Raw genomic sequence first — 25496 nt, 5'->3', positions numbered from 1 at the left:
CGCCTACCAGACCGCCTGATCGAAATGGCGCAGGATCATCTGGTCGGCGGTGATCAGTTTCGCCCCATCGGCCATGGCGTTGGCGACGATCAGCCGGTCGAACGGATCGCGCGTCCAGGCGAAGCGGCAGGCGGCCTCGGATACGGCGGACATTGAGGCTTCAGACTGAACCAGGCCGATCTGATCCTCAAGCGTCGCAATCATCTGTGGAACCGAAGGCGGGCTTATGCGACCCAACTCCGTCAGGATTTCAAGCTCGACGATCACAAAGGGCGATATCATGGGCGCAGAGGTGCGCCGCAACAGTCGTTGGGCCGCGTCGCCCAGGTTCCGGATCTTGCGCAGATAGAGCCAGGTGACGATCTGGGTGTCGAGATGGATCACTTGTCGCCAAAGTCGAACTTGGTGTCCGGATCCCAGGTCCAGTGGCTCTTGTTCGTGTCGATGTCGTCCGCCCAGTCGTCGGCGCCTTCCCGAACGCCCTGGGCCATATAGGCGTCCCAGCGTTCCTCGGGCGTCACGGGCTTGGCGGGCGTTTCGGCCACCAGGGTCAGCCGCCGTCCGCGGCGCTGGATCACCAGCGGTTCGCCGGTCTCCAGCACGCTGTCGACCAGTCGGAACAGATCCTTGCGCAGGGCGGTCAGGGTGACTTCGATCATATGTACGGGGTGGACTTGAAGCATGTACATGTCAATGCAACGAGCCGACACGCCATTTGACGGGCCAAGCGATCCGACCCGTGCGATAGGCGGGCATGACCTCTACCCCTTCGACCGCAAAACCCCACGCCCTGACCGGGCTGGAGATCGCCGCCATCGTGGCCATCATCCTGGTGTGGGGCGTGAACAACGCCGGGGCCAAGCTGGCGACGCAGGAACTGCCGCCCCTGCTGGTCGGGGCCATCCGGTTCGGCATCGCCACGGCCTGTCTGATCGTCTTCGTGCGGCCGCCCTTTCCGGATTGGAAGAGCCTGTTGCTGATCGTGCTTATCGGCGGGCCGATCCAGTACGGCCTGGCCTATACCGCCTATTGGCTGGCGAACGACGTCAGCCCGGTGACGGTCGCCAACCAGCTGTGGATTCCGTTCACCACTCTGTTCGCCTTCCTGATCCTGGGCGAGCGGCTGTCGAAGGCGGCCCTGGTCGGCATGGGCGTGGCCTTCGTCGGCGTGGCCTGGATGACGCTGGACGCCCATGCGCTGCAGGACTGGAAGGCCATACTGGTCGCCATCGCGGCCGGCGCGGCCTGGGGGCTCACGACGGTGGTGGCCCGGCGGACGACCTCCATTCCGCCGTTGAAGATGCAGGGACTGCTGGCGCTGGGGGCCTTTCCCGTCATGGCCTTCGGTTCGGCGGTGTTCGAACACGGGCAGTGGGAGGCGGTGAAGAACGCCACGCCCATGGTCTGGGCGTCCTTGCTGTGGGCGGGGATCGTGTCGTCGGTCCTGGCGACGACCCTGTTGTTCTGGCTGGTGCAGCGGCGCGAGGCGGGGCGGGTGACGCCCTATTTGCTGGTCACGCCGGTGGTGTCGATGCTGATCGGCTGGGGGCTGATGGGGGACGTGCTGACGCCGCAGATCCTGACCGGCTCGGCCATCGCCATGGGCGGGGTGGCCCTGGTCGCCCTGGCCGAACGGGGCTTGCGCGCGGGGGCCGCCAAGGCTTGATCTGATCCGACGCGATTTTCGGAGACCGCCATGACGCCCGCCCGCCTCGACCCCGATCATGTCTCCCGCCGCTGGCTGGGCAAGGACACCCGCGACCTGCCCGAGACCGAAGCCGCAGTGGTGCGCAGCGCCGCCGACCGCCGCCCGGTGTCCGAGGACGTCAACGAGACGTTCGACGATCACCAGACGTTTGGAGAGCGGCTGGCGGATCGAGTGGCTGCGTTCGGCGGCTCCTGGCCCTTCATCATCGCCTTCGGTCTGTTTCTGGCGCTTTGGGACGGTTACAAACCTGCTTCTGCGGAAGGAGGCGTTCGACCCCTATCCCTTCATCTTCCTGAACCTGGTGCTGTCCATGCTGGCGGCGGTGCAGGCGCCGGTCATCATGATGAGCCAGAACCGCCAGGCCGCACGTGACCGGCTGGACGCCAACAACGACTACCAGGTCAATCTGAAGGCCGAGATCGAGATCATGGCCCTGCTGGATAAGGTCGAGCATCTGACGGCCCGACAGGAGGAACAGACCGCGCTGATCCGTCGCCTGCTGGACCAGAAGGGCGGCTGATCTGTTCACCGCGACCGTCATCCGAGGGGGGGCGGCCCGAGGATGACGGGCAGGAGCGATCCTAGCTGACGGCCAGGGCGGCGCAGGCGGCGGCGACGGCCACCGGCGAAGCCAGGCCGAGAAGCGCGGCGAGACGGCGAGCGCGCACAGGAAATGTCCTTTCAGAGACGGGCTTTCACGGCGGCGTCGCTTTGCCACCGGGGGCCTTGAATGCTAGAAAACCTCCCAGCGGATCACGTTCCGATTCCGGCCGCATAAAGCCACGCTTCATTGACCGACGACAGCTACGAAAACGCCGCGACCCCGATCAACAGCGGAGGCGGCGGCTCCGATATTTCCACGATCACGATCGAGGACGAACTGAAGCGTTCGTACCTCGATTACGCCATGAGCGTGATCGTCAGCCGCGCCCTGCCTGACGCGCGCGACGGGCTGAAGCCCGTGCATCGCCGCATCCTGTATTCGATGCACGATCTGAACATGACGCCCGAGCGCGCCTATTCGAAGTGCGCGCGCGTGGTCGGCGACGTGCTGGGCCGATTCCACCCGCACGGCGACGCCTCGGTCTATATGGCCCTGGTGCGGATGGCGCAGCCCTTCTCGATGGGGCTGATGCTGGTGGACGGCCAGGGCAACTTCGGCTCGGTCGACGGCGATATGCCCGCCTCGATGCGTTACACCGAGGCCCGGATGGCCCCGGCCGCCGTCGCCCTGATGACGGACATCGACAAGGACACGGTCGATTTCCAGCCCAACTATGACGAGAAGGAGCTGGAGCCGGTCGTCCTGCCCAGCCGAATCCCGAACCTGCTGGTCAACGGCGCGGGCGGCATCGCCGTCGGCATGGCCACCAACATTCCGCCGCACAATCTGGGCGAGGTCGTGGACGCGGCCATCGCCCTGCTGGACGACCCGGACATCGCGGACGAGGCGCTGCTGGACATCGTGCCCGGTCCCGACTTCCCCACCGGCGGCGAGATCATGGGCCGCACCGCGCCGCGCAACGCCCTGCGTGACGGGCGTGGATCGGTCATCGTGCGCGGGCGCGCCTCCGTCGAGGAAATTCGCAAGGACCGCGAAGCCATCGTCGTCACCGAACTGCCCTATCAGGTCAATAAACAGACCCTGATCGAGCGCATCGCCGAAATGGTGCGCGAGAAGCGTCTGGAAGGCATTTCCGACGTGCGCGACGAATCCGACCGTCAGGGGATGCGGATCGTCATCGAGCTGAAGCGCGACGCCTCGGGCGACGTGATCCTGAACCAACTGTGGCGCTATACCGCCATGCAGTCGTCGTTCGGCGTCAACATGCTGGCGCTGAATCACGGCCGGCCCGAACAGATGGGCCTGCGCGCCCTGCTGGAGGTCTTCCTGGACTTCCGCGAGGAGGTGGTGGTCCGCCGGGTCAAGTTCGAACTGGCCAAGGCCCGCGATCGCGGCCACGTCCTGGTCGGTCTGGCCGTCGCCGTCGCCAATATCGACGAGGTGATCCACATTATCCGGTCGTCGGCCGACCCCAGCGAGGCGCGCGAACGACTGCAGGCCAAGGCCTGGCCCGTGGGCGACATGATGGCCCTGGTCGAGCTGATCGCCGACCCGCGCAGCGTCATCGTCGAAGGCGACAAGATCCGCCTGACCGACGAACAGGCCCGCGCCATCCTGGCCCTGACCCTGTCGCGTCTGACCGGCCTGGGGCGCGACGACATCTTCGGCGAGGCGCGCAGCCTGGCCGACACCATCCAGGGCCACCTGACCATACTGTCGGACCGCAAGAACGTCCTGGCGATCATCCGCGACGACCTGATCGAGGTGAAGGACAAGTTCGCCGTGCCGCGTCGCACCCTGATCGGGGAAGGCGACGGCGAGATGGAGGACGAGGACCTGATCCCGCGCGAGGACATGGTCGTGACCGTGACCCACGGCGGTTATGTGAAGCGCGTGGCCCTGAACGCCTATCGGACCCAGCATCGCGGCGGCAAGGGCCGCAGCGGCATGGCGATGAAGGACGAGGACGCCATCACCGGCGTGTTCAGCGCCTCGACCCACACCCCGGTCCTGTTCTTCGCCACCAACGGCAAGGCCTACAAGCTGAAGACCTGGCGGCTGCCGCTGGGCAATCCGCAGTCGCGCGGCAAGGCTTTCGTCAATCTGCTGCCTATCGAGCCGGGCGACAGCATCATGAACGTGCTGCCCCTGCCCGAGGACGAGGCGACTTGGGGCGACTACGACATCATGTTCGCCACCAGTTCGGGCGACGTGCGGCGCAACAAGCTGTCGGACTTCGCCACGGTGAACCGCGCGGGCAAGATCGCCATGAAGCTGGAAGGCGACGACCGCATGGTCGGCGTCGGCCTGTGCACGGCGGACGACGACGTGCTGCTGACGACGGCGCTGGGCCGGGCGATCCGCTTCAAGGCCGACGACGTGCGCGTGTTCAAGGGGCGGGATTCCACCGGCGTCCGGGGCGTGCGCCTGCAGGACGGGGACGAGGTCATCTCCATGGCCATCCTGGGCCGTGTCGATGCGACGCCGGAGGAACGCGCCGCCTATGTCAAACACGCCAACGCCATGCGCAAGGCCCTGGCCGGCGCCGAGGGCGAGGACGAGCCCACGACGACCGAGATCGAGGACGACGTCGCCGAGGCGCCGATCTCGCCCGAACGCATCGCCGAATTGGGCGCGGCCGAGCAGTTCATCCTGACCGTGACGGAATCCGGCTTCGGCAAGCGGACCTCGGCCTATGAGTATCGGCGGACGGGGCGCGGCGGGCAGGGGCTGACGGCGCACGGCCTGGGCGGCCGGGCCGGCACGCGCCTGGCGGCGGCCTTCCCGGTCGAGGAGTCCGACGACCTGCTGCTGGTCACATCGGGCGGACAGATGATCCGCACGCGCATGGATCAGGTCCGCGTGGTCGGCCGCGCCAGTCAGGGCGTCACCATCTTCCGCACCGGCAAGGACGAGAAGGTGGTCTCGGTCGAACGCCTGCCCGAAGGCGGCGGCGACGCCGCGGAAACAGACGTCGCGGGTGAAGAGGGCGGCGAGGTCTGATCGGAGCAGGGCGGCGTGGACATTCTGATCGACGGCCGCCCCGCCACGACCGAGGACCTGACCCATCAGGCCCTGGTCAACTACGGCGCCTATACCTCTTTCCGCGTGGAGCGGGGCGCCGTGCGCGGTCTCGACCTGCATCTGACCCGGCTGGAACAGGCAGCGGTCGAACTGTTCGGGGAAAGCCCCGGCGAGGCCGAACTGCGCCGCCTGATGGCGCTGGCGGTCGAAGGCCGCGACGCCTGCTGGCTTCGGGTCAGCCTGTTCTCGCCCGAGATCGGCCACCGCAATCCATCCTTCGTGGGCCGGCCCAGGGTGATGACCGTGGTTTCGCCCCCGCCGCCGCCTCTGGCGACCAGTATGAGGGTGACGACCGTGCCCCATGTCCGCGAGACGCCGCATCTCAAACACGTCGCCACCTTCGGCCAGACCCGGGCCCGACGGGCCGCGCGGGCCGCCGGGTTCGACGACGTCCTGTTCATTGACGGTCAGGGTTGCGTTTCCGAGGGAGCGACCTGGAATATCGGCTTCATCCAGGGCGACCGGATCGTCTGGCCCCAGGCCCTGATGCTGGCGGGCGTCACACAGAGCCTGATCCAGCGGGGGCTGGAGGCGGCGGGCCTGCCGTCGGAAATCCGGCCGGTGCCTCTGGACGAGGCGGCGACCCTGGACGGTGCCTTCCTGTGCAACGCCGCCACCCCGATCTGTCCGATCACGGCCATAGGCGAGATCGCCATTGCGACCGATCCGGCGGTCCTGAGCAGGCTGGAACGCGCCTGGTCGTCCCAGCCGCCTCAACCTGTCGCGGTTTAAGACGATGACGAAGCCGTCAGCCGGCTAGGCCGCTGATTTCGCACCTGCTAAGTCACGCCGAACAGCAGGCGACAGGCTGGGGAGACACGCCATGCGAATTGGACTTTATCCGGGCACCTTCGACCCGGTGACCAACGGGCACACCGACATCATCAAACGGGCGCTGAAGCTGGTGGACCGGGTGGTCATCGGCGTGGCCCGCAACGACGACAAGGGGCCGTTGTTCAGCACCGACGAGCGCGTCGAAATGCTGAAGGCCGAGGTCGCGGGCCTGGGCGGGGACATCGTGGTCCAGCCCTTCTCGAACCTGCTGATGCATTTTGCAGAAGAACTGAACGCCAATGTCATCATCCGGGGTTTGCGCGCGGTCGCCGACTTCGAATACGAGTTCCAGATGACGGCGATGAACCAGCGCCTCAATCAGGACATCGAGACGGTGTTCCTGATGGCCGATCCGCGCCACCAGGCCATCGCCTCGCGGCTGGTCAAGGAAATCGCCCGTCTGGACGGCGCGATCGACAGTTTCGTCAGCCCCGCCGTCGCCGAGCGCGTGCGGGCCAAGGTCAAGGGTCAGGGATGAAGACGGGGATGCGTTGGGGAATGACGGCGGCGACGGCCGTGCTGGCGGCGTCGGCGCTGATGCTGTCGGATCTGGGGACCACGCCGGCCAGGGCGCAGACGACGGCCGCGACCGCCGAATGGCGCACGGTGGCGCCGGAAAACCTGCTGATCATCGACACGGTCAAGGGCCGCATCCTGGTCGAGCTGTCGCCCGTGGCGGCGCCGAACCATGTCGAACGCATCCGCACCCTGGCGAACCAGGGATTCTATGACGGGCTGAAGTTCCACCGGGTCATTCCCGATTTCATGGCCCAGACCGGCGATCCCAAGGGCACGGGCGAGGGCGGCAGCGACTTGCCGGACCTGAAGGCCGAGTTCAGCTTCCGTCGCGGGCGGGACGCAGGCTTCGCCCAGACGCCCGATGTCGGAACCGGCGTGTTCGGCCTTGTCGGAACCCTGCCGGTCCAGACCCAGCCCGACGCCCAGATGATGGTCACGGCCGATTTCAAGGTGGAGGCGCACGGTCTGTTCTGCCCTGGCGTGCTGGGCATGGCGCGTTCGGGCGCGCCCGACAGCGCCAACAGCCAGTTCTTCCTGATGACCGGCGAAAAGGACCTGCTGAACGGCCAGTATACCGCCTTTGGCCGCATCGTCTCCGGCCTGGACGTGGTCAAGTCGCTGAAGAAAGGGTCCGAGGCCGAGGACGGCAAGGTGAGCGATCCCGACGTCATGACCCATGTGCGCATGGCCTCGGCCCTGCCGGAGGCGCAGCGCCCGACGGTCCGGGTGATGGACGCCCGCAGCCCCGCCTTCGCCCAACGTCTGGCCGCCCAGCGCGCGCAGGGCGGGGCGGCTTTCAGCATCTGCGACGTGCAGCCGGTGGTCGAGGTGACGGGCGGCTGACGCCTGAACGGGGAGGGGAAGCGGGATGAAGACCTTGAGAGCGACGGTCCTGTCGGGCCTGATCCTGGGCCTTTGCGCGACGGCGGCCGTGGCCGAACAGACCCCGCCGCCTCCACCGCCGCCGGCCGAATGGCGCACTGTCGCGCCGGAAGACCTGCTGGTCATCGACACGAACAAGGGGCGGATTCTGGTGGAACTGGCGCCCCAGATCGCCCCGGCCCATGTGGAGCGTATTCGGCTTCTGGCCTCGCGCGGCTTCTACGACACGCTGAAATGGCACCGTGTCATCGACTGGTTCATGGCCCAGACGGGCGATCCCCTGGGCACCGGCGACGGCCAGAGCTTCTATCCCGACCTGAAGGCCGAGTTCACCTTTCGACGCGGCGCGGACATGGCCTTCACGCCGGTGGCGGCCCCCGCCGGCGCCTTGGTCGGCTTCGTCGGCTCGGCGCCCGTCCAGACCCAGCCCGACGCCTTGATGGCCGGCACCGGCGATCACAAGGTGCACGGCTGGGGTCTGTATTGCCCCGGCGTGGCCGGCATGGCGCGCGACGAGGGCAATGACAGCGCCAACAGCCAGTTCTTCCTGATGCGCCAGGCCTATCCGGCGCTGGACAAGCGCTACACCGTCTGGGGGCGGGTGGTGTCAGGGCTGGACGTGGTGCGGGCGTTGAAGGCCAGTCCCAATCCCGACGGCATCGTGGACGGCCCCGATCAGATGACGCGGGTGCGCGTGGCCGCCGATCTGCCGACGGCGGAACGGCCCAGCCTGCAGGTGCTGAACACCGCCTCGGCCACCTTCCACACCATCGTGGAACAGGCCCGTCAGGCGCGGGGAGCCGATTTTTCGGTGTGCGACATCGACATTCCGTCGCGTGAGACGCCGGCGGCCTAGCCGCCGTTGCGGCCCGAGCCGTTTCCACGCCCGCGCCGACGTCTGCGCCTCTTCGGCGGTTTGCGATCCTCGCGCATGCGCTGAAGCAGCAGGCCTTCGCGCAGCCCCCGGTCGGCGACGCGCACGCGGTTGGAGGGCCAGGCGCGCTGCACCGCCTCCAGGATCGCAGCGCCGACCAGGACCAGGTCCGCGCGGTCGGGGCCGATGCAGGCCTCCCTGGCGCGGCCGTCGGGTCCCAGGGCCTTCAGCCGTTCGGCCGCCGCTTCGCAGTCGGCGCGCGTCATCCACAGGCCGTCGACCCGGTCGCGGTTGTAGCGGGGCAGCTTCAGATGGATGCCCGCCAGGCTGGTGATGGCCCCCGAGGTGCCGACCAGATGGGCGCGGTCCTGGCGAAACAGCTCCAGCATGGCCGGGTCCGAGACGCCGCCCGCCGCGATGGCCGCGCCCATGTCGGCGACCATGGCCTCGTACCAGGTCTCTCCGGCGTCGGCCGGCTCGGGGTGGCGTTCGGCCAGGGTGACGACGCCCAGAGGCGCCGACATCCAGGCGCTGGTCGTCCAGTCCACGCCGTCGCGCTTCAGCCAGGACATTTCGGTGGAGCCGCCACCCACGTCGATGATCAGGACCGCCTCGGCCTGAGGGTCGATCAGGTTCAGACAGCCCTCCACCGCCAGGCGCGCCTCTTCGTCCGGGTCGATGATGCGAAGGCGCAGGCCCGTGCCCTTTCGCACCCGTTCGACGAATTCGGCTCCGTTCTCGGCCGCGCGGCAGGCCTGGGTGGCGACGGCGACCAGGCGGCTGGACTCGACGCCCTTGCGCATGATCCGTTCGGCGCACAGGGCTAGGGCGTCATAGGCGCGATCCATGGCGCGGGGGTCCAGAAGGCCGGTGCGCGACAGCCCCTCGCCCAGGCGCACGATGCGGCTGAAGCTGTCGACCACGCGAAAGCCTTCGCGGGACGGCCGCGCGATCAGCAGCCGGCAATTGTTGGTCCCCAGGTCGAGCGCGCCGTAAAGCGGCGTGTCCCGACCCGACGCATCCCGCGAACGGGAAGGCTGGGACCGCTCGTCGCGCCGTGCGGGCGCGCCGGGGGTCTCCCGCATGGGCCGTCATCCGATGTGGGCGGTCCGAAGCGGCGCCCGTCGGGGCCAGCCTAGCGCGGCGGGATCGTCCGCGCCAAGCCATTCTGTCAGGAAGATGAACGGCCCATACCGGCCCTGGTCATGGCGGGCGGGGCAAGGTCGCTCCATGCCCCAGATTCGCACCGCCCGTTTCGCCGTCGGCCAGGCCGTCCGCCACTGCGACGACGCCTTCAACGGCGTGGTCATGGACGTGGACCCCGGTTACGCCGGTCCCGCCGTCGACCTGGGCGTGCTGCAGGCCGACCAGCCCTTCTATCGTGTTTTCGCCCTGGGCGACGACGGCGGCTTCATCGCCTACGCCGCCGAGTCGTCGCTGGAGGCCGGAGATCTGGCTCTGGACCCCGGCGAGATCGCGCGCTGGTTCGCCACCGACGCCCAGGGACATCACGCGCCGCTTGACGCCGGGCTGCACTGACGGTTGGAAGAGGCGGTCGCCGGGGCTAGGTTCGGCCCAAGGAGGAGCGCGCCATGTCCGACTTCGAACACGTTTTCGAACAGCCGCCGGAAGGCGCCGCCGCCGACTGGACGATTCCCCAGAACTGGAGCGCCTATACCGAGATCGAGCACCGGACGTGGGACACGCTGTACGCCCGCCAGATGAAGATACTGCCGGGCCGCGCGTGCGACGCCTTTCTGAACGGGCTGAAGGCGCTGGACCTGAACGCGGGCGGAATTCCCGACTTCGACGTGATCAATCCCAAGCTTCAGGCCCTGACCGGCTGGAGCGTGGTCTGTGTGCCGGGCCTGGTGCCCGACGAGGTCTTCTTCGACCATCTGGCCAACCGTCGCTTCGTGTCAGGCCAGTTCATCAGGAAGCCGGATCAGCTGGATTACCTGCAGGAGCCGGACATCTTCCACGACGTCTTCGGCCATGTGCCGATGCTGACCGACCCCGACTTCGCCGCCTATATGGAGGCCTATGGCAAGGGCGGGCAACGCGCGGCCGGGCTGGGGATGCTGCCCAATCTGGCGCGCCTGTATTGGTACACGGTCGAGTTCGGCCTGATGAAGGAGGCGGACGGCCTTCGCATCTATGGCGCGGGCATCGTGTCGTCGGCGACAGAGAGCGTGTTCGCGCTGGACGATCCGTCGCCCAACCGGCTGGGGTTCGATCTGGAGCGGGTGATGCGGACCCTGTACCGGATCGATGACTTCCAGCAGGTCTATTTCGTCATCGACAGCATCGAGGCGCTGAAGAACGAGACGTTGAAGGATTTCGGGCCGGTCTATGCCGCGCTGAAGGGGAAAGACGATCTGGCCATCGAGACCGTCCTGCCCCGCGACCAGGTCTTCACGCGCGGCACTCAGGTCTATGCCGAAAAAGGCGGACGGTTCGCCGCCTAGTTGGTCGCGGATGTCCCGAAGGCGACCTCAACCTTGGCGCCCTGATTGGTCACATTGACCAGACAAGAGCGGCCATCAGCCTGAACAGTGCAGCCTTGCCAATTGACAGACCAGTTGGCAGCCATTTCGTGTCCGGGGCGTGCGGTCAGTCGTACGACTTGGCCAGCGGGGCGCCGAATCCAGCAGAGCCGAGGTGCAGCATATGGAGCGTATGTATATCGGCTGATGCCGCAGCGCACACCGACAGGGTCGCTTTCCACTATGGTTTCCATGTCAATGTCGCCGCTTACAGTGACGCTAACCAGGGGGTCGGTTCTGTGCGCTTCAACGAGGATAACGCCTAGATCGGAAGGGCCTGTCTGTTGTTGCAGTAGGGCGAGTAGAAAGATGGCCGTCGGTGTCATCACGGATTGCTCATAGAACGAAAATCGCAGTTTTCAGGAAGTCTCTCGGCCGCTCAAGCGCGTAGCCGCTGAAACGGATAGAAGTCGGCGCCCAGTTTCAGGATCGCCGTCAGTTCGTCCAGCGCACCCCGGCTTTCGTCCAGCAGCTTCGGGTCGGCCAGATCGGCCGGACGTAGTTCGTCGCGATACCAGCGGGTCGCCCAGTCCGACAGGTGTGCGTGCAGGCCATCGGTCAGGCGCATGGCCGGATTGGTCGCCGCCAGCTCGGCCTCGGTCAGGACGACGCGCAGCCGCAGGCAGGCCGGACCCCCGCCGTTCCGCATCGACTGGCGCACATCGACATACTGCACCCGACCGATGGGGCCGTTGGAGGCGGCGATCCGTTCGGCGACGGCGTGGCTGCGTGGATTGTCGCGCGTTTCGGTCGGGCAGATCAGGGTCAGGCGATCCTCGCCCGGAACCTGGATCAGCATGGAGTTGAACAGATAGCTTGAGATCGCGTCGGCCAGGGGCAGGTCGGCGTTCGAGACCTCGACGAACTGCGGTTCGAACAGGCCGTCGGCGGCGCGGCGAATGGCGGCCTTGGTCGCGTCGGTGTCCTCGAACGCCAGTTCGTGGAAGAACAGGGTGTCCAGCGCCCCGACGCAGACCACGTCGTTATGGAAGGTTCCACCCGCGATGGCCGCGCGCGACTGCTGGGCCAGAACCGGGCGTCCCGCCTCATGCCGGCGAACGATGGCCTCTGAGGCTTCGCGCGTCTGGCGGGCGGGGAAGGGGCCGTCCCAAGGCTCGAACGCCTCGCGACCCCAGACCAGCAGATTGACGCCGCGGCCGCCATGTTGAGCGCACAGGCGAACGTGGTTCGCTGCGCCCTCGTCGGCCAGATGCGCCACAGCGGGCAGGGCGTCATGGACGGCGAACCTGCGTGGGTCGGGAAACAGGGCGTCCAGCGCGCGCTTGGTCTGCCGGTGTTCCAGACTGCGGTGCAGATTGGTGTGCAGATTGGCGGGGGTGAAATGCACCCGGCCGTCGGCGGCGTCGCTGGACGGCGTCACCGTCGCGGCGTTGGCGGCCCACATGGGCGAGGCGGAACAGGCGGCGGCGGCGAAGGATGGCGCGGTCCTCCACGCGCGTTCCAGCACCTGAGCATCCGATCCGGTGAACCCCAGCGCCCTCAGGAAGAGAATGTTCGGCCGCTCGTGCGGGGGCAGGACGAACTGGGGCAGGCCCAGGTCCGCCAGCAACTTCATCTTGTCGAGGCCCTGCAAGACGGCGGCGCGCGGGTTCGACGCCTCGCCCTTGTTCAGACTGGACGCCAGATTGCCCGGCGACAGGCCAGCGTAGGAATGGGTCGGCCCGATCAGGCCGTCGGCATTGGCTTCGACGGCGTCGATCATCGCAGCCCCTTGATCTCGACTTCGATGTTCGCAACCGCATCGGCCTCGAAGCTGGCGACCGGATAGGCGCAATAGTCGGCGGCGTAATAGGCGCTGGGCCGGTGGTTGCCGCTGGCCCCCAGGCCGCCGAAGGGCATGTCCCCGGCGGCGCCCGTGGTCGGACGGTTGAAGTTGACCACGCCCGCGCGGATGCGGCGGATGAAGTGGTCCCAGTTCTTCGGATCATCGCTGACCAGGCCGGCGCTGAGGCCGTAGCGGGTGGCGTTGGCGGCCTGGATCGCGGCGTCGAAGGTCGGGACGCGGATCACCGACAGGAAGGGCGCGAACATCTCTTCGTCCGGCACGTCCACGCCGGTCACATCGATGATGGCCGGCTTGACGAAGGCGCCGGGCAGATTGGCGACCGGACCCGAGGCGCGGATGACCTTGGCCCCCCTGTCGATCCGCTCCTGCAACGCCTTCAGCGCCGCCTCGGCCGCACGCGCCGAGATCAGCGGCCCGGCATAGGGTTCCGGATCGCTGTCCCACGGGCCGAAGATCAGGCGGTCGGACAGGGCTGCGACGGCCTCTACAATCGCATCCCCCTGCGGGCCTTCCGGCACGACAAGGCGACGCGCACACGAGCAACGCTGGCCGGTGGTGATGAAGGCGGATTGAACCGCGATGCCCGCCACGGCCTCGGCGTCGGCGGCGTCCCAGACGACCAGCGGATTGTTGCCGCCCAGCTCCAGCGCCAGGATAACGTGCGGATCGTCGGCGAACTTCCTACGGAAATGCGCGCCCGCCGCGCCCGAGCCAGTAAACATCAGGGCGTCGATGCCGGCGTCCAGCAGGGCCGCGCCCGTCTCGCGTCCGCCCTGGACCACATTGACCACGCCGGTCGGCAAATCGGCGGCGGCGAAGGCCTCGGCCATCACCTGACCGACCAGAGGCGTCTCTTCCGACGGCTTGAACACGACCGTGTCGCCGGCCAGCAGGGCCGGGACGATATGGCCGTTCGGCAGATGGCCGGGGAAGTTGAACGGGCCAAGCACGGCCGCCACGCCATGCGGGCGGTGACGCAGGGTCGTGCGGCCGAAGGCGGTGTCGCTGGTCCGTTCGCCGGTGCGTTCGTCATAGGCGCGGATCGAGATGTCCACCTTGCCGATCATGGCGGCGGCTTCGGTCTTGGTCTCCCACAGGGGCTTGCCGGTCTCGCGGCTGATGGCCTCGGCGATCTGGGGCGCGCGGTCCTTCAGCACGGCCTGATAGCGTTTGACGGCGTCGATCCTCGCTTGACGCGGGGCATCGGCCCAGGCGGGGAAGGCGGCGCGGGCGGCGTCCACGGCGGTCTGGACCTGGGCCGGGCTGGCGGCGTCGCCTTCCCAGTTCACGGCTTCGGTCGTGGGATCGATGGAGGTGAAACGGGTCATGGCACAAATACTCCGCTCATCCCGGCGAAAGCCGGGAGCCAGGTCTTTCGCATCGCCAGTGCGTCGGATGACCACCGGGTATCGATCTCACGCATCCTTCGCCCACAGCGCGGGGTCCCGGTTTTCGCCGGGATGAGCGGGGTAGGGAGGATCACGATTTCACCCGCACGGCGTCGCCAGCATGGACTTTAAGGGCGGAGGCCGTTTCGGCGGTCAGGCGCACGGTGTCGCCGTCGATGTCGCCCTTGGCGCGGACGGCGCGGAAGGCGGAGACGCTGTCGTTCGAAATCAGGGCGGGCAGTTCGGCCTCGACCGCTTCGGCGATCTGGACCTTCAACCTGCGCGCATCGCGCACGGTGCGGATGTTGTCGCGCCCGCAAGATACGGTCGGGCCAGCATCGAAGATGTCCACCAGACCGTTGGGGCGAAACCCCTCGCTTTCCAGCAGGGCCATGGCGGGCACACCCTGCGGATGGACCTTGCCGATCACGGCGCGGGCGGGTTCGGGCAGCAGTTCGACATAGATCGGATGGCGCGGGGCCAGGTCAAGAATGAACTGCTTGTCGGTGGAGCCGGTCATCCGGTCGGCGTCGTCGAACTCCATCGGAAAGAATTTGTGCGCCACATGATCCCAGAAGGGGCAAGCGCCGTCGGGGGTGAAGACGCCGCGCAGTTCGGCCAGCACATTCTCGGCGAACAATTCGGGTTGGGCGCCGATCAGCATGTAGCGCGACTGGCTGAGCAGACGGCCCGCGCCGCCCTTGCGTCGGTCGGCCTTCAGAAACAGCGAGCCCACCTCGGTCCAGCCGGTGCATTCGTTGACCAGAACCAGGGTCTGGTGGTCCAGCTTGACGCCAAGGGACGGCGACTGGACCGTGTTGTTGACGACGCGGAACGAGAAGAAGGGGCGTTTCAGCCCCACCGTCGCCTTGACCGAGCCGACGCCGTCGATGTCGCCGGTGTCGCCGTCCTCCAGCATCAGGGTGTACCAGGCGTCCTGCCACGGGACCTTGCCGTCGAAACTGGCCTTGCTGAGCTCCAGGCGTTCGGCCAGGGCGTCGGGGTCTTCGGGCAGGCTGGTGAAGCCGGGGCCGGACAGGATGGCCAGCTCCAGCAAATGATCGAGGTCGGCAGGACCGGCGGGACGGACGACAAGCATTCTACAGGGTTTCCATCCGCAGGGATTTCAATTTGGCCGCTTCGATTTCACCCGAGGCGACCTTGCACAGGATCAGGGCGCTGAGCTGGGCGCGTTCGACGAAGCTGTCGGGCCAGGCGAACTCCTGATCCGAATGGATGTCGCCGCCGCGAACACCCAGGGTGTCGATATTGGGCAGTCCGGCGGCGTGCAGATTGTTGCCCTCGCACACCCCGCCCGACGGCTTCCAGGCGATGGGTTGGCCCAGCAGGGCGCCGGCTTCCTTTACCGCCTCGAACAGGGCGGTCTGGGCCGCGTCCATCGGCTTGGGCGCACGGGTGAAGCCGCCGTGCAGGTCCAGCGCCAGTCCCTCGAACGGCGGCGTCGCGGCGATGGCGCGCACCGAGGCGTCGATCCAGTCGGCGGCCGCCTTGTCCGGCACGCGGACGTTGAACCGGACTACGGCGTTGTCGGCGACAACGTTCAGGGCGCTGCCGCCCGAAATCTTGGCGACATTGACGGTGACGCCCTCGCGCTGGCCGTTCAACCCATGCAAGGCGGCGGCGATGATGGCGGCGCCCGCCACCGCATTGCGTCCCTCTTCGAAGGCGCGCCCGGCGTGGGCGGCCCGGCCCGTGACGATCAGATGATAGTTGCCGCTGCCCTTCCGGGCGCCCGCCAGCGTTCCGTCCGCCAGAGCCGGTTCGTATGTCAGGCCCACATGGCCGCGCGCGCCCAGTCCGGCCAGCAGCGGGGCGGAGGCGGGCGAGCCGATCTCTTCGTCGGGGCTCAGCAGCACGGTCCAGCCGACGCCGTGTTTGTCGGGGTGGGTCTCGAACGCCTCCAGCGCGGCCAGAAGTACGCTGATCCCGCCCTTCATGTCGGCGACGCCGGGGCCGTTCAGCGCCCCGTCCGCGCGGGCGGTCACGCTCTGGAACCGGCTGTCGGCGGGAAAGACGGTGTCATAGTGGCCGGTCAGGATCACCTGGATCGGCGCCTCGGGCCGGGCGGCGATCTTCAGGGCGTCCGCGTGGGCCTCCGTTCGCACCGAACCGTCGTCGGCGACGGTCGTGGAGCCTTCAGTGGGAATGCGTTCCACGACGGCGGGCAGGCGACGCGCCTCGGCGTCCAGCACGTCCAACATGGTGTTCAGCCCGGCGGCGTTGCGGCTGCCGGAGTTGATGTTCGCCCAGTCGATGGTGCGCCCGATGATGGCCTCGCGTCGCGCGGCGACGTGATCGAGGACGGCCTGGTCGCAGTTCAGAATCCGCATCGACCGGACCCTAGACGGACGGACGGCAAAGGTGAAGGCCGGGACTGGCTGGACACGGCATGAACAGGCGCTAGTTTCGCGGGAAAGGGGACATCGTCATGCTCGAATCCTGGTTGCGCGCCGCCAATCCTTTCAATCGACCCCGCGCCATGGCCGAGGCGCAGCGGTCGGCGCAAACCGCCAGTTTCGGCCTGATCGCCTCGGCGGCGACCAGCCTGGCCACGGCCGGCCTGATGGCTCTGCATCCGGAATGGATAGGGACCATCATGGCCAATCAATACGCCCGCATGGGGATGTCCGGAGAGATGCAGCAGACTCAGCAGGCGATGATGGCGACCATCATGCCCTGGGCCATGGTCGGCGGTTCTGTCGTGACCGTGGCGATCTGCTTGGTCCTGGCCTGGGTGCAATGGAAGTTCATGACCCGCGCCATTCCGATCATCCTGCTGATCCTGATCGGCTACAGCGCCGTGACGGGCGTGGTGGGTCTGAGCACCGGCCAGTATCACGGCGTCGCCTCGGGTTTCGTGACGATGACCGCCCTGTCCTGGGCGGTTCAGCTGGTGTGCGGTGTGCTGTACGCCGCCGCCTTTCGCGGGGCGCTGGTTCTGCATCGCCTGAAGCAGGAGCCCTGAGCGTGAACGTCGTCCTCTATCACAATCCGAAATGCAGCACGTCGCGCAACGCCCTGACGTTGCTGCGAGAGCGGGGGATCGAGCCCACGGTGGTCGATTATCTGAAGACCGGCTGGGACGCGGCGACGTTGCAGCGGCTGGCGTCGGGCGCCGGCGTGGGGCTGGGCGGGCTGTTGCGGACCAAGGAGGCGGGCGCCAAGGCCCTGCTTGAAGCGAATGCCTCCGACGCCGCCGTCCTGAAGGCCGTGCTGGCCGAGCCGATCCTGATCGAACGGCCGATCGTCGAGACCGACAAGGGCGCGCGCATCGGGCGCCCCATCGAACGGGTGCTCGAGGTTCTATAGGGCCTGATTCAAGCGAGAGCCTGCTTCACGCTTCAGCCGGAACCGCAGCGCGGTTCCGGCCAAACGATCGGACTCTAGCGCCGATTGGGGCGTCGGTCGCGCTGTTCGCCCGGCGCGCGGCTCTCGCGCCGCCAGCGGATCGACAGGCTGGTATCGCCCTGGCCGCCGAACTGCGAGGCCACGGCGATGTTGCGCCGAGGCTGCCATTCGACCTTGACCGCGGCCCCACCTTCGCCGCCGCCGATCACCTCCAGATAGACGTTGTCGGTGATGTAGCGTCCGCCCGAGATGGTGACGGCCGAGGCCTGGCCGCCGAACGACAGCCGGTCCAGCCCGGCCAGTTCGCGCAGATTGCCGATCACGTCGAAGCCGCCGCCGCCCGCCAGGGCCGCGACCCCGGCGGCCTAACTGAGCCGCCTCGAACGGCGATAGCTGCGAGGCCGAGCGGCCGAACAGCACCTGAGACAGGATTTCGTCCTGCGGCAGGGCGGGGGTGGAGGTCAGGGCGATCTTGGGTTCCGCCGCCGTGCCGGTGACGTTGATGGAGGCGGTCAGGGCCGTGTCCTCGCGCGTCGCCGACAGGTTCAGCCGGATCAACCTGGGATCGGTCGACAGGGTGACGCGCCCGTCGTCGTCGAAAACGAACCGTTTGCCCCCGAACTCATAGTCGCCGCGCACCACGTTGGCGACGCCGGTCAGCTGGGGCTGGGCGATGGTCCCGCCCACCTGGGCGTTGACGTCTAGCACGACGTTCAGGCCCCGACCGCTGACGCGCACCTTGCCGCCCGAGGAGCGCAGGGCGATGTTCATGCCGATCTGGGGGCCGCGCGCCTTTTGCTCGGCCGTGTCGACGGGGTCGCCGCCGGGGCGGTTGATCTCGACCACGTCCATCGAGACGATGCCGTTGGAACCGGGCACTTCAGGCTCGATCCGGGCCTCGTCGATATTCATCTGGCCAGTCAGCTGGACGTTGCCGTCCTGTCCGCGAACGATGGTGATCGGGCCAGAGGCGCGGGCCTCGCCGATGTCGTTGTCGATGACGCGGAAGCGGTTCAGCATCAGCTGGGCCGTGGAGCCCGAACCCTGGCGCAGGCCGATCCGGCCCTGGCCCGTCACCGTGCCGCCTGAACGGTCGTCGGCCGTGAAGGTCTCGATCAAGGCGGTGGTGTCGTCGAAACTGGTGCGCAGGGTCAGGTCGCCCAGAACCAGGCCGACCGCATTCTCGCGATAGGCGCCCTGGGTCAGGTCGAAGCGGCCGTTGATGCGGGGTTCGGCCAGGGTGCCGGCGATGGCGGCGCGGCCCGCGACCTGACCCGACAGGCTGCGCTCGCCGCCCAGGAACAGGTCCCAGATCGGCTGGATCTGGCCGTTGATCGCCACATTGCCCGACATCGGCCGCGTGCGGGCGATGGCCAGGCGCAGCGGCGCGGCCGAGGTCTCGACCGGCAGGGTCAGGTCGGCCGAAGCCTGAACCGCGCCCTCGTCGATGGCGGTGGCGCGGACGGTCAGACTGTCGCGGGCCAGGACAGCGTCCAGCCGCCCGTCCACGGCCAGGCCGGCGGGGGCGTCGATGCTGCGGATCTGATTCAGCACCAGATTGGCCGTGCCCGACAGGTCGTCGCCCATGCCGCGCACGGTGATCCTGCCGGTCGCGGCGCCGCGCAGGTCCGGCGTCAGGGACCCCAGGTCCACCGTCGTCAGGTCGGCCTGAAGCTGGGCCGAGCGGGCGTCCTGGCGCATATCGGCCAGCAGCACGCCGCCGCCGACCCCCAGATCCAGGTGCGCTGCGCGCTCGGCGCCGTTTAGGGTGATGGAGGCAGGGCTGCGGGTGGTGAAGGCAACGTCGCGTACACGCCCGCCGCCCTGCAGGGTCAGGCTGTTCGCCTGGCCCTGGCGGGAATAGACGCCCGCGCCGTTGAACTGGGCCGGCGTGCCGCCGCCGACGTCCAGCGCCAGGGTGAAGGGCAGGCGCGCCAGCGTGCCCTGACCCTTCAGATTCAGGGTGCGCAAGGTCCAGGTCTGGCCCGCGAGGCGCACATTGCGGCCGGTGACGTCCAGCACGGCGGTGTCGGAGCCCCCGCCCTCGGTCAGGCGCACGCGGCCGCTGGCCTCGCCCGCCGCCAGGAAGGCGCCTGTGCGGGCGGTGAAGGTCAGGTCGGCGCTGGAAGGGATGTTGTTCGACAGAGCGACCGCGCCCTGGGCCGTCACCCCGCCGGCGTTGACGTCCAGATCGGTCAGTCGGATGCGGTCGCCGCCCAGGAAGAAGTTCCCCTGCGCCCGCGCCGGGCCGTAGTTGGAGCCACTGGTCACGGTGATGCGCCCGTCGGAGGCGTCCGATCCTTTGCGGAAGCTCAGCACCATGTCGGCGTCGTTCAGCACCAGAGCGCCGGCGGTGACGGTCTGGAACCCGGCGGTCAGATCGACGCGCGGTTCGGACAGGGTTCCGGTCAGGGCGCCCTGGCCCTTCATGTCGCCGCCGATCTCGACCGGGCCGGCGTTGAAGGGGCCGCGCGCGTTCCAGTCCAAGGCCAGACGCAGGCGTCCGGCCGTCTCGATCAGACCCTTGGCGCTGGCGCGACCTGCAGCCCCGGTCAGTTCGCCGCGCGTGACCTCGATCCGACCGCCGTTCAGACGACCCTCCAGCTGCAGGCGCGGGGTCTTGCCCAGTATCCGGTCCAGTTCGGGCAGGCCGACCGACAGGTCGCGGCCGCGTCCGTCGAAGGTCAGCCCCCAGGGCGCGCCGGTGCGGGCGGTCGAGGCGCGCAAGGGGCCGCCGAACGCGCCGCGCGCCTTGGGCAGGATGCGGGCGGCGTCCGTCAGGCGCACGTCGCCGCGGAAGCTCATGCCGCCCAAAAGGTTACGCCCGCCCGAGCCCTTCAGCGTCAGACCCTGTCCGGTCAGATCGATCTTCTCCAGCAGCAGGGCGCCGTCCTTCATGCGCGCGGCCTCAAGTTGCACGCGCGGGCTGGAGCCCAGAAGGCCGCCGATGATGCCGCTTTCGACCCCGCCGTTGGCGCGGATGTCGCCGTCCAGGTCCATGCGGCCGTTTTTGACCTGGATGTTCAGCGGACCGGCGATGCGGGTGGCGCGATAGCTGGCCAGGTTGGCGTTCAACACCGTGGCCTGCCCCGCAAGGCTCCAGTTCGCCGCGTCGCCCTTGAAAACGCCCCCATAGGCGGCGGGACCCGCCACATCCGATCCGGCCAGGCGGCTGAGCGAGGCGATCTGAAGGTCCAGCTTGATCCCGTTGGGCGAACTGCGATCCGACATGCGGATGACGCCCGACGCCTGGGAGGCGACATTGTCGGAGATCAGCTTCCAGCCCACGCCCTGATAGCCCTTGTTCCTGGACGGGACCATGGCGAAGCCGAATCGCGCGGTGCGGCCGATCTTGGTGATGAAGGGCGCCAGGAGGTCCGACCCGGAGAAGTCGGCGTAACCGGCCACGCGCGACCCCTTGGCGTCGAAATGCCCCTCGATCGTCAGGGGGGTGAACTCGCCGGTCCGGACCTTGGCGTGGACGATCTTGTCGTTCAGCACCGCGACGGCCGAGAACGGCTGGTCCGGCGAATACCCCAGGCTGCCCGCCAGGGGACCGCCCTGCGCCTCGTTGGCGCGCAGGTCCAGCCGGGTGTCCTCCAGCTTGCCGCCGAAGCTGGCGTTCAAGCGCAGGAAGTCGCCGGGCCGGTTCAGGCTGTCGGCGTTGACCACGGCCGACTTCACGCCCTTGCGGGGAATGTCAGCCTTGCCCGACAGGGCCCAGCGACCGTACTCCTTGGAGAAGCCCTCCATCAGTTCGACGTGGGTGGAGAAGCGGTCGATGGCGATGGAGATCGGCTGGGGGCCGCCCGGCTGGCCTGTGTCGGGCTCCAGCACCGGCTGGCGTATCAGGCGGATGACATCGGCGCTAACGTCCCGGGCGTGGAAGCGCCGGCCCAGCAGCGGCCAGTAGGACCAGTCCATGCGGACGTTGCGCGCCTCCAGCCAGACGCCCTGGGCGTCGGTCACGGTCAGCCGGTCGATGCTGAAGTCGTGCAGAAGGTCGCCCTTCACCCCATAGACGTTCAGCCGGCCGTAGCGACTCAGCTTCTGGTTCTGCAGCAGTCCGGCCACCCGCTCGCGCCCGGAATCCGAAGCGATGTAGTAGCGGCCGCCGACCAGGGCCACGGCCGTCAGAACCAGCAGGACCGCGACCAGTCCCGCCGCGATCAGGGCCAGACGTCGGGTCCATGTTCGCCAGGCCGCCTTCCGCGCCCGGTCCGCTCGGGCGGGCGTCTTCGGCGCGCCCGGGTTCGGCGCGTCGTCAGACGTCGGAGACGGGGGAGGGGTGTCGGTCAAAACGCCTGGCCGATGCTGACATAAAGCTGGAAGGCCGCGTCTCCCGGACGCCGGTTCAGGGGCAAGGCCACATCGGCGCGGATCGGGCCGAACGGCAGCTTGTAGCGCACGCCCGCCCCGACGCCATAGCGCATATTGGACAGGTTCGGCGTCTCCTGGAAGCCGATGGCGCCAGCGTCCACGAAGCCTACCGCCTGGAAGCTTTCGCCGATGTCGCGCCGGACCTCGAACGAGGTTTCGAAGAGCGACAGCCCCCCGCGCGGCGTGCCGTCCGGCAGTTCGGGATTGACGCCCTGATAGGAATAGCCGCGCACCGAACCGCCGCCGCCCGAATAGAACAGCCGGTCGGACGGCACGGTCAATTCGCCGCCGCCGACGATGGCGCCGATGCGAAGGCGGCCGGCCAGGACGGTGCGTCCCTTCTGCAGCGGCAGATAGGCGGTCGACTGCCCCTCGGTGCGCAGGAAGACGATGGTGTCCTGGCCTGTCACGGCCGTCGGCTGGACCGACAGGTTCACGCGCCAGCCGGTCGTGGGGTTCAGCGGATCATTGGACCGATCCAGATAGGCGCTGGTCCGGCCGGTCAGGATGGCCAGGTCCCGGTCCAGCTTGACCGAGCGAGGCGGCACGGTGGTGTAGTCGTAGCGATTTTCGGCGTAGCGACCCGCGTCCAGGCCGACGCCGTAGTTGAAATAGGAGGTCTTGCCGATCCGCTGCTGCAGGTCGGCGGCCAGCACCACGGCCGAGCGGCGGAAGGCGTCGGTTTCCTGATTGACCAGGGCGGCGCTCAGTTTCAGCGTCCGGCCCGGACGACGCCAGTGCGGCAGGGACAGATCGGCGCCCAGGCGGCTGTCGATTTCCGCCAGTCGTGCCTCCAGCCGCAAGGTGTCGGCGCGGCCGAAGCGATTGTAGCGGGTCTGGATCACGTCCACGCCCGCGCCCTCGGCCGTGGACCAGGTGGCGCCCGCCTCCAGGATGCGACGCGGTCGGTCCTGAAGGGTGACGACGACGGGACGCAACCCCGCGTCGGTGGTCTGGTCGATGGGCGCCAGGGCGACGCCGACGCTGTCATAGACGCCGGTGTCCAGCAGCCGACGCTCCAGCTCCGCCACCTCTTCCGGGTCGTAGCGGTCGCTTTCCTTCCAGGGCGCCAGGCCCGCGACCCAGTCGGGATTGGTGCCGCCGCGCGTGACCAGGCGCACGCCGTTCAAACGGACCAGCAGGCCCGAGGCGATGCGGTATTCGGGGGCGACGGTGAAGGTCGCATGATCGACGACGACGCGGCGCGGCTCGGCCGTGGCGTCGGCATAGCCGTCGCGCGTCAGGCGGGCGACGACGCGGCCCTCGCCGGCGATGATGTCCACGGCGCGGCCGGGATCGCCGGCCTTCAGCCCGATGGCGGCGACAGCGTCGCGGGCGCTGTCGGCGTCGGGCGTCGGCCCGGTCCACAGCACGGTCGGATCGGTCAGCAGGAAGCGCTGGCCCGGCGTGACGTCGATGATGGCGACGGGCCGATCTTCGCCCTCGACCTGGTCCTGAAGCACGGGCTGATAGTAGCCTTCGGAGCGCAGCAGGGCCTGGGCGGCCTCCATCGCGCCGCGGGCGCGACGGCGCGCCTCGAACCGGCTTTCGGCCGGGTCGTCCACCGCGCCGACGGCGCGTTCCAGCATCCGGCGCAGCTCGCCGCTCAGATCGCCACGAATCTGGGCGCGCGGCTCGGCCAAAGCGGTGTCGGCGCAGGCCGTCCAGGCGGCCATGGCGGCGAGAATCAGGGGCGGCCGAAACTTCAAACGGAAACCTTCGTCAACGGATGGAGACCCAGGGCGGCGGCCCTGGCGTCGCGCGCGGTTTAGTAGAAGAGGGTTTCGCTGTCGGGCTGGACCGACTGTTCGGAGGACCGTTCGTCAGCGTTCGGCTTTTCCGGCGGCGGGGTCGGCGCGGGATCGGTGACGGGCGGCGTCTCGACCGGCTGTTCAGGCGCGGCGGGCTGGGCCGGGGCGGCCTCGATCGGCGGGGTGCGATCGTCGTCATAGCCGCTCGACCGACGGTCGTCGCAGGCCACGAGGCTGAGCGCCCCCAGCGCCGTGGCGGCCAGAACAAGGATCGAGCGTTTCATCACAAAAGTCCCCGGCTTTGACCCTTTCGAACGTCTCAGGGTCTTGGGCCGTTCCATAACGAGCAAAATGTCCGAGGTCATCCTGTGTTTGACCAAGCCTGAACGGCGTCTGAAAGCGTCACGGCGGACGGGGGCGCGACTGTCCGTGCGGGTGCGCCGTCGAACCGCGGCGCCGGTGTCGGCAGGCCGCCGTGGAACGTGGCCCTCGCGCGGTTGTGCGGGTGGTCCGGCGCTTCGGCCAGGGACAGGACGGGGGTGACACAGGCCTCGGTGTCGGCGAAGGCGGCGGTCCAGTCGTCGCGGTCGCGTCGGGCGAATATCTGCTCCAGCCGGGCGTGGAGGGCCGGCCAGCCGGCGAAATCGTACTGCGGCGCCGTCTCGGGCGCGATCTCCAGTCCCTTCAGAAGGGCGGCGTAGAAACGCGGCTCCAGCGCCGCCACGGCCACGAACCCGCCGTCCTGGCAGCGATAGCAGCGATAGAAGGGCGCGCCGCCGTCCAGCAGATTGGCCCCTCGCCGGTCGTTCCATAGGCCCCGGCCGTGCAGGGCCTGGAACAGGCCGCCCAGCAGGGCCGCCCCGTCGGTCATGGCGGCGTCCACCACCCGGCCGCGCCCCGTGGTGCGGGCCTCGATCAGACCCGCCAGCACGCCCACGACCAGCATCATCGCCCCGCCGCCATAGTCGCCCACCACGTTCAGCGGCGGCGCGGGAGGACGATCCGCAGGCCCCATGGCGTGCAGCAGGCCCGACAGGCCGATGTAGTTCAGGTCATGCCCCACCGTCTGTGCCAGGGGGCCGGTCTGGCCCCAGCCGGTGACGCGGCCGAACACCAGAGCCGGATTGCGCTGGTGCAGGATCTCCGGGCCATAGCCCAGCCGCTCCATCACCCCGGGTCGAAATCCCTCGATCGCCGCGTCGGCCTTTTCGACCAGGGCCAGGATGCGTTCCCGGTCGGCAGGAGCCTTCAAATCGACGGGAACCGAGGCGCGACCCCGGTGCAGCACCGCGCCCCCGACCTCGTCGAACACGCCCGCGCCCGCGCCCGCCGACGTCGCGCGGCTTAGGCGCAGCACCTCTGCGCCCAGGTCGGCCAGCATCATGCCGGCGAAGGTGACGGGGCCCAGGCCGTCGAACTCCAGGATACGCAGGCCGGAAAGCGGTTGCATTCCTCATGACTAGCCAGCAGCGCCCTTGACCGGAAGAGCGGATTGCAACAGAAGGCGCCCTTCGACGGTTCGGGCCCGCCCCGGACGTCGCGCGGTGCGTCCTTAGCTCAGTTGGTTAGAGCATCTGACTTTTAATCAGAGGGTCCTCGGTTCGAGCCCGAGAGGACGTACCATTTAAAGCCCGCTTCGGCGGGCTTTTTGCTGTCTGTGATTCAGAACAGAAGTGAACATTTGTGACTTTGCGCCAGACGTTCACCTCGCGTTCACGGATGCCCTGGCGCACATCGCGCGCCGGGGGTGGCGAGGTCAGTGTGGCTGTACGGGGCCGAGCGAGCCCGT

The 25496-nt window shown here is 68.4% G+C and carries 23 protein-coding genes, 1 tRNA gene and 1 pseudogene; 13 read left to right on the top strand and 12 right to left on the bottom strand.

The features are described from left to right. Positions 1-3 precede the first annotated feature (3 nt). Together QE389_RS06115 and QE389_RS06110 are read right to left on the bottom strand one after the other, a co-directional pair. Positions 4-384: a type II toxin-antitoxin system VapC family toxin gene (locus tag QE389_RS06115; protein WP_307365438.1), complete on the bottom strand. Its 381-nt coding sequence runs from the start codon at positions 382-384 to the stop codon at positions 4-6. Beyond that, positions 381-683, bottom strand: coding sequence for a type II toxin-antitoxin system Phd/YefM family antitoxin (locus QE389_RS06110; protein WP_307365436.1), 303 nt, complete (start codon positions 681-683; stop codon positions 381-383). The genes QE389_RS06115 and QE389_RS06110 overlap by 4 nt, the downstream gene beginning before the upstream one ends. A 71-nt stretch (positions 684-754) precedes the next feature. Here QE389_RS06110 and QE389_RS06105 point away from each other — a divergent pair, with 71 nt between their 5' ends. The 8 genes from QE389_RS06105 to QE389_RS06070 all read left to right on the top strand — a co-directional run bounded on the left by QE389_RS06105 (position 755) and on the right by QE389_RS06070 (position 8448). Then, positions 755-1666 (top strand): DMT family transporter, encoded by a 912-nt coding sequence (locus QE389_RS06105; protein WP_307365434.1) that lies wholly within the window; start codon positions 755-757, stop codon positions 1664-1666. Between the two features lie 30 nt (positions 1667-1696). Continuing rightward, complete coding sequence (locus QE389_RS06100) at positions 1697-2080, top strand: hypothetical protein (protein WP_307369121.1); 384 nt, start codon at positions 1697-1699, stop codon at positions 2078-2080. Further along, a complete protein-coding gene (locus QE389_RS06095; RefSeq protein ID WP_307368943.1) occupies positions 1962-2228 on the top strand; it encodes a DUF1003 domain-containing protein in 267 nt (88 codons plus the stop codon). Before QE389_RS06100 ends, QE389_RS06095 begins: the two co-directional genes overlap by 119 nt. A 270-nt stretch (positions 2229-2498) precedes the next feature. Continuing rightward, complete coding sequence (gene gyrA / locus QE389_RS06090) at positions 2499-5276, top strand: DNA gyrase subunit A (RefSeq protein WP_307365432.1); 2778 nt, start codon at positions 2499-2501, stop codon at positions 5274-5276. Between the two features lie 15 nt (positions 5277-5291). After that, positions 5292-6089 (top strand): aminotransferase class IV, encoded by a 798-nt coding sequence (locus QE389_RS06085; RefSeq protein ID WP_307365430.1) that lies wholly within the window; start codon positions 5292-5294, stop codon positions 6087-6089. A 91-nt stretch (positions 6090-6180) separates the two neighbouring features. Beyond that, entirely contained in the window at positions 6181-6669 is a 489-nt protein-coding gene (gene coaD / locus QE389_RS06080) for a pantetheine-phosphate adenylyltransferase (RefSeq protein ID WP_307365429.1), read from the top strand. Positions 6670-6677: 8 nt separating this feature from the next. Next, the gene (locus QE389_RS06075; RefSeq protein WP_307365427.1) at positions 6678-7553 is read left to right on the top strand and encodes a peptidylprolyl isomerase; all 876 of its coding nucleotides are present in this window, start codon (positions 6678-6680) and stop codon (positions 7551-7553) included. Positions 7554-7578: 25 nt separating this feature from the next. Next, on the top strand, positions 7579-8448 hold the full coding sequence (locus tag QE389_RS06070) for a peptidylprolyl isomerase (RefSeq protein ID WP_307365425.1): 870 nt from the start codon (positions 7579-7581) through the stop codon (positions 8446-8448). Here QE389_RS06070 and QE389_RS06065 read toward each other — a convergent pair. Beyond that, positions 8445-9551 (bottom strand): Ppx/GppA phosphatase family protein, encoded by a 1107-nt coding sequence (locus QE389_RS06065; RefSeq protein ID WP_307365424.1) that lies wholly within the window; start codon positions 9549-9551, stop codon positions 8445-8447. The genes QE389_RS06070 and QE389_RS06065 overlap by 4 nt on opposite strands. Before the next feature lie 145 nt (positions 9552-9696). On the opposite strand from QE389_RS06065, the gene hspQ reads away from it, so the two are divergent. Further along, on the top strand, positions 9697-10005 hold the full coding sequence (gene hspQ, locus QE389_RS06060; protein ID WP_307365421.1) for a heat shock protein HspQ: 309 nt from the start codon (positions 9697-9699) through the stop codon (positions 10003-10005). A gap of 53 nt (positions 10006-10058) precedes the next feature. Then, the gene (phhA, locus tag QE389_RS06055) at positions 10059-10934 is read left to right on the top strand and encodes a phenylalanine 4-monooxygenase (RefSeq protein ID WP_307365419.1); all 876 of its coding nucleotides are present in this window, start codon (positions 10059-10061) and stop codon (positions 10932-10934) included. 457 nt (positions 10935-11391) lie between these two features. Here phhA and astB read toward each other — a convergent pair whose 3' ends face one another. The 4 genes from astB to QE389_RS06035 all read right to left on the bottom strand — a co-directional run bounded on the left by astB (position 11392) and on the right by QE389_RS06035 (position 16558). Then, positions 11392-12735 carry an N-succinylarginine dihydrolase gene (gene astB, locus QE389_RS06050; protein WP_307365417.1) on the bottom strand — a complete coding sequence of 448 codons (1344 nt, stop codon included), beginning with the start codon at positions 12733-12735 and terminating at the stop codon, positions 11392-11394. Further along, positions 12732-14147, bottom strand: a complete 1416-nt coding sequence (gene astD, locus QE389_RS06045) for a succinylglutamate-semialdehyde dehydrogenase (protein WP_307365415.1) — start codon at positions 14145-14147, stop codon at positions 12732-12734. Before astD ends, astB begins: the two co-directional genes overlap by 4 nt. A 151-nt stretch (positions 14148-14298) precedes the next feature. Then, positions 14299-15306, bottom strand: a complete 1008-nt coding sequence (locus QE389_RS06040; RefSeq protein ID WP_307365413.1) for an arginine N-succinyltransferase — start codon at positions 15304-15306, stop codon at positions 14299-14301. 1 nt (position 15307) lies between these two features. Further along, positions 15308-16558 carry a hydrolase gene (locus tag QE389_RS06035; protein ID WP_307365411.1) on the bottom strand — a complete coding sequence of 417 codons (1251 nt, stop codon included), beginning with the start codon at positions 16556-16558 and terminating at the stop codon, positions 15308-15310. A gap of 98 nt (positions 16559-16656) precedes the next feature. On the opposite strand from QE389_RS06035, the gene QE389_RS06030 reads away from it, so the two are divergent. Together QE389_RS06030 and arsC are read left to right on the top strand one after the other, a co-directional pair. Then, on the top strand, positions 16657-17193 hold the full coding sequence (locus tag QE389_RS06030; RefSeq protein WP_307365409.1) for a hypothetical protein: 537 nt from the start codon (positions 16657-16659) through the stop codon (positions 17191-17193). Between the two features lie 2 nt (positions 17194-17195). Continuing rightward, the gene (gene arsC / locus QE389_RS06025) at positions 17196-17537 is read left to right on the top strand and encodes an arsenate reductase (glutaredoxin) (RefSeq protein ID WP_307365408.1); all 342 of its coding nucleotides are present in this window, start codon (positions 17196-17198) and stop codon (positions 17535-17537) included. A 74-nt stretch (positions 17538-17611) separates the two neighbouring features. On the opposite strand, the gene QE389_RS06020 is transcribed toward arsC, so the two are convergent. The 5 genes and pseudogenes from QE389_RS06020 to QE389_RS06000 all read right to left on the bottom strand — a co-directional run bounded on the left by QE389_RS06020 (position 17612) and on the right by QE389_RS06000 (position 25157). Continuing rightward, the gene (locus QE389_RS06020; RefSeq protein ID WP_307368940.1) at positions 17612-17899 is read right to left on the bottom strand and encodes a hypothetical protein; all 288 of its coding nucleotides are present in this window, start codon (positions 17897-17899) and stop codon (positions 17612-17614) included. 103 nt (positions 17900-18002) lie between these two features. After that, a pseudogene (locus QE389_RS06015) lies at positions 18003-18929 on the bottom strand (translocation/assembly module TamB domain-containing protein); the annotation flags it as partial. 2942 nt (positions 18930-21871) lie between these two features. Then, positions 21872-23665 (bottom strand): autotransporter assembly complex family protein, encoded by a 1794-nt coding sequence (locus QE389_RS06010; RefSeq protein ID WP_307365406.1) that lies wholly within the window; start codon positions 23663-23665, stop codon positions 21872-21874. Between the two features lie 59 nt (positions 23666-23724). Continuing rightward, positions 23725-23991 carry a hypothetical protein gene (locus QE389_RS06005; RefSeq protein ID WP_307365404.1) on the bottom strand — a complete coding sequence of 89 codons (267 nt, stop codon included), beginning with the start codon at positions 23989-23991 and terminating at the stop codon, positions 23725-23727. A 77-nt stretch (positions 23992-24068) separates the two neighbouring features. Beyond that, complete coding sequence (locus tag QE389_RS06000; protein WP_307365403.1) at positions 24069-25157, bottom strand: CaiB/BaiF CoA-transferase family protein; 1089 nt, start codon at positions 25155-25157, stop codon at positions 24069-24071. Between the two features lie 96 nt (positions 25158-25253). On the opposite strand from QE389_RS06000, the gene QE389_RS05995 reads away from it, so the two are divergent. After that, positions 25254-25330, top strand: a tRNA-Lys gene (locus QE389_RS05995). The last annotated feature ends 166 nt before the right edge of the window (positions 25331-25496 follow it).

Origin of the sequence: Brevundimonas sp. SORGH_AS_0993 (assembly GCF_030818545.1) — a bacterium.
Taxonomy (GTDB): Bacteria; Pseudomonadota; Alphaproteobacteria; order Caulobacterales; family Caulobacteraceae; genus Brevundimonas.
This window is presented reverse-complemented; position numbering and strand designations above follow the sequence as displayed.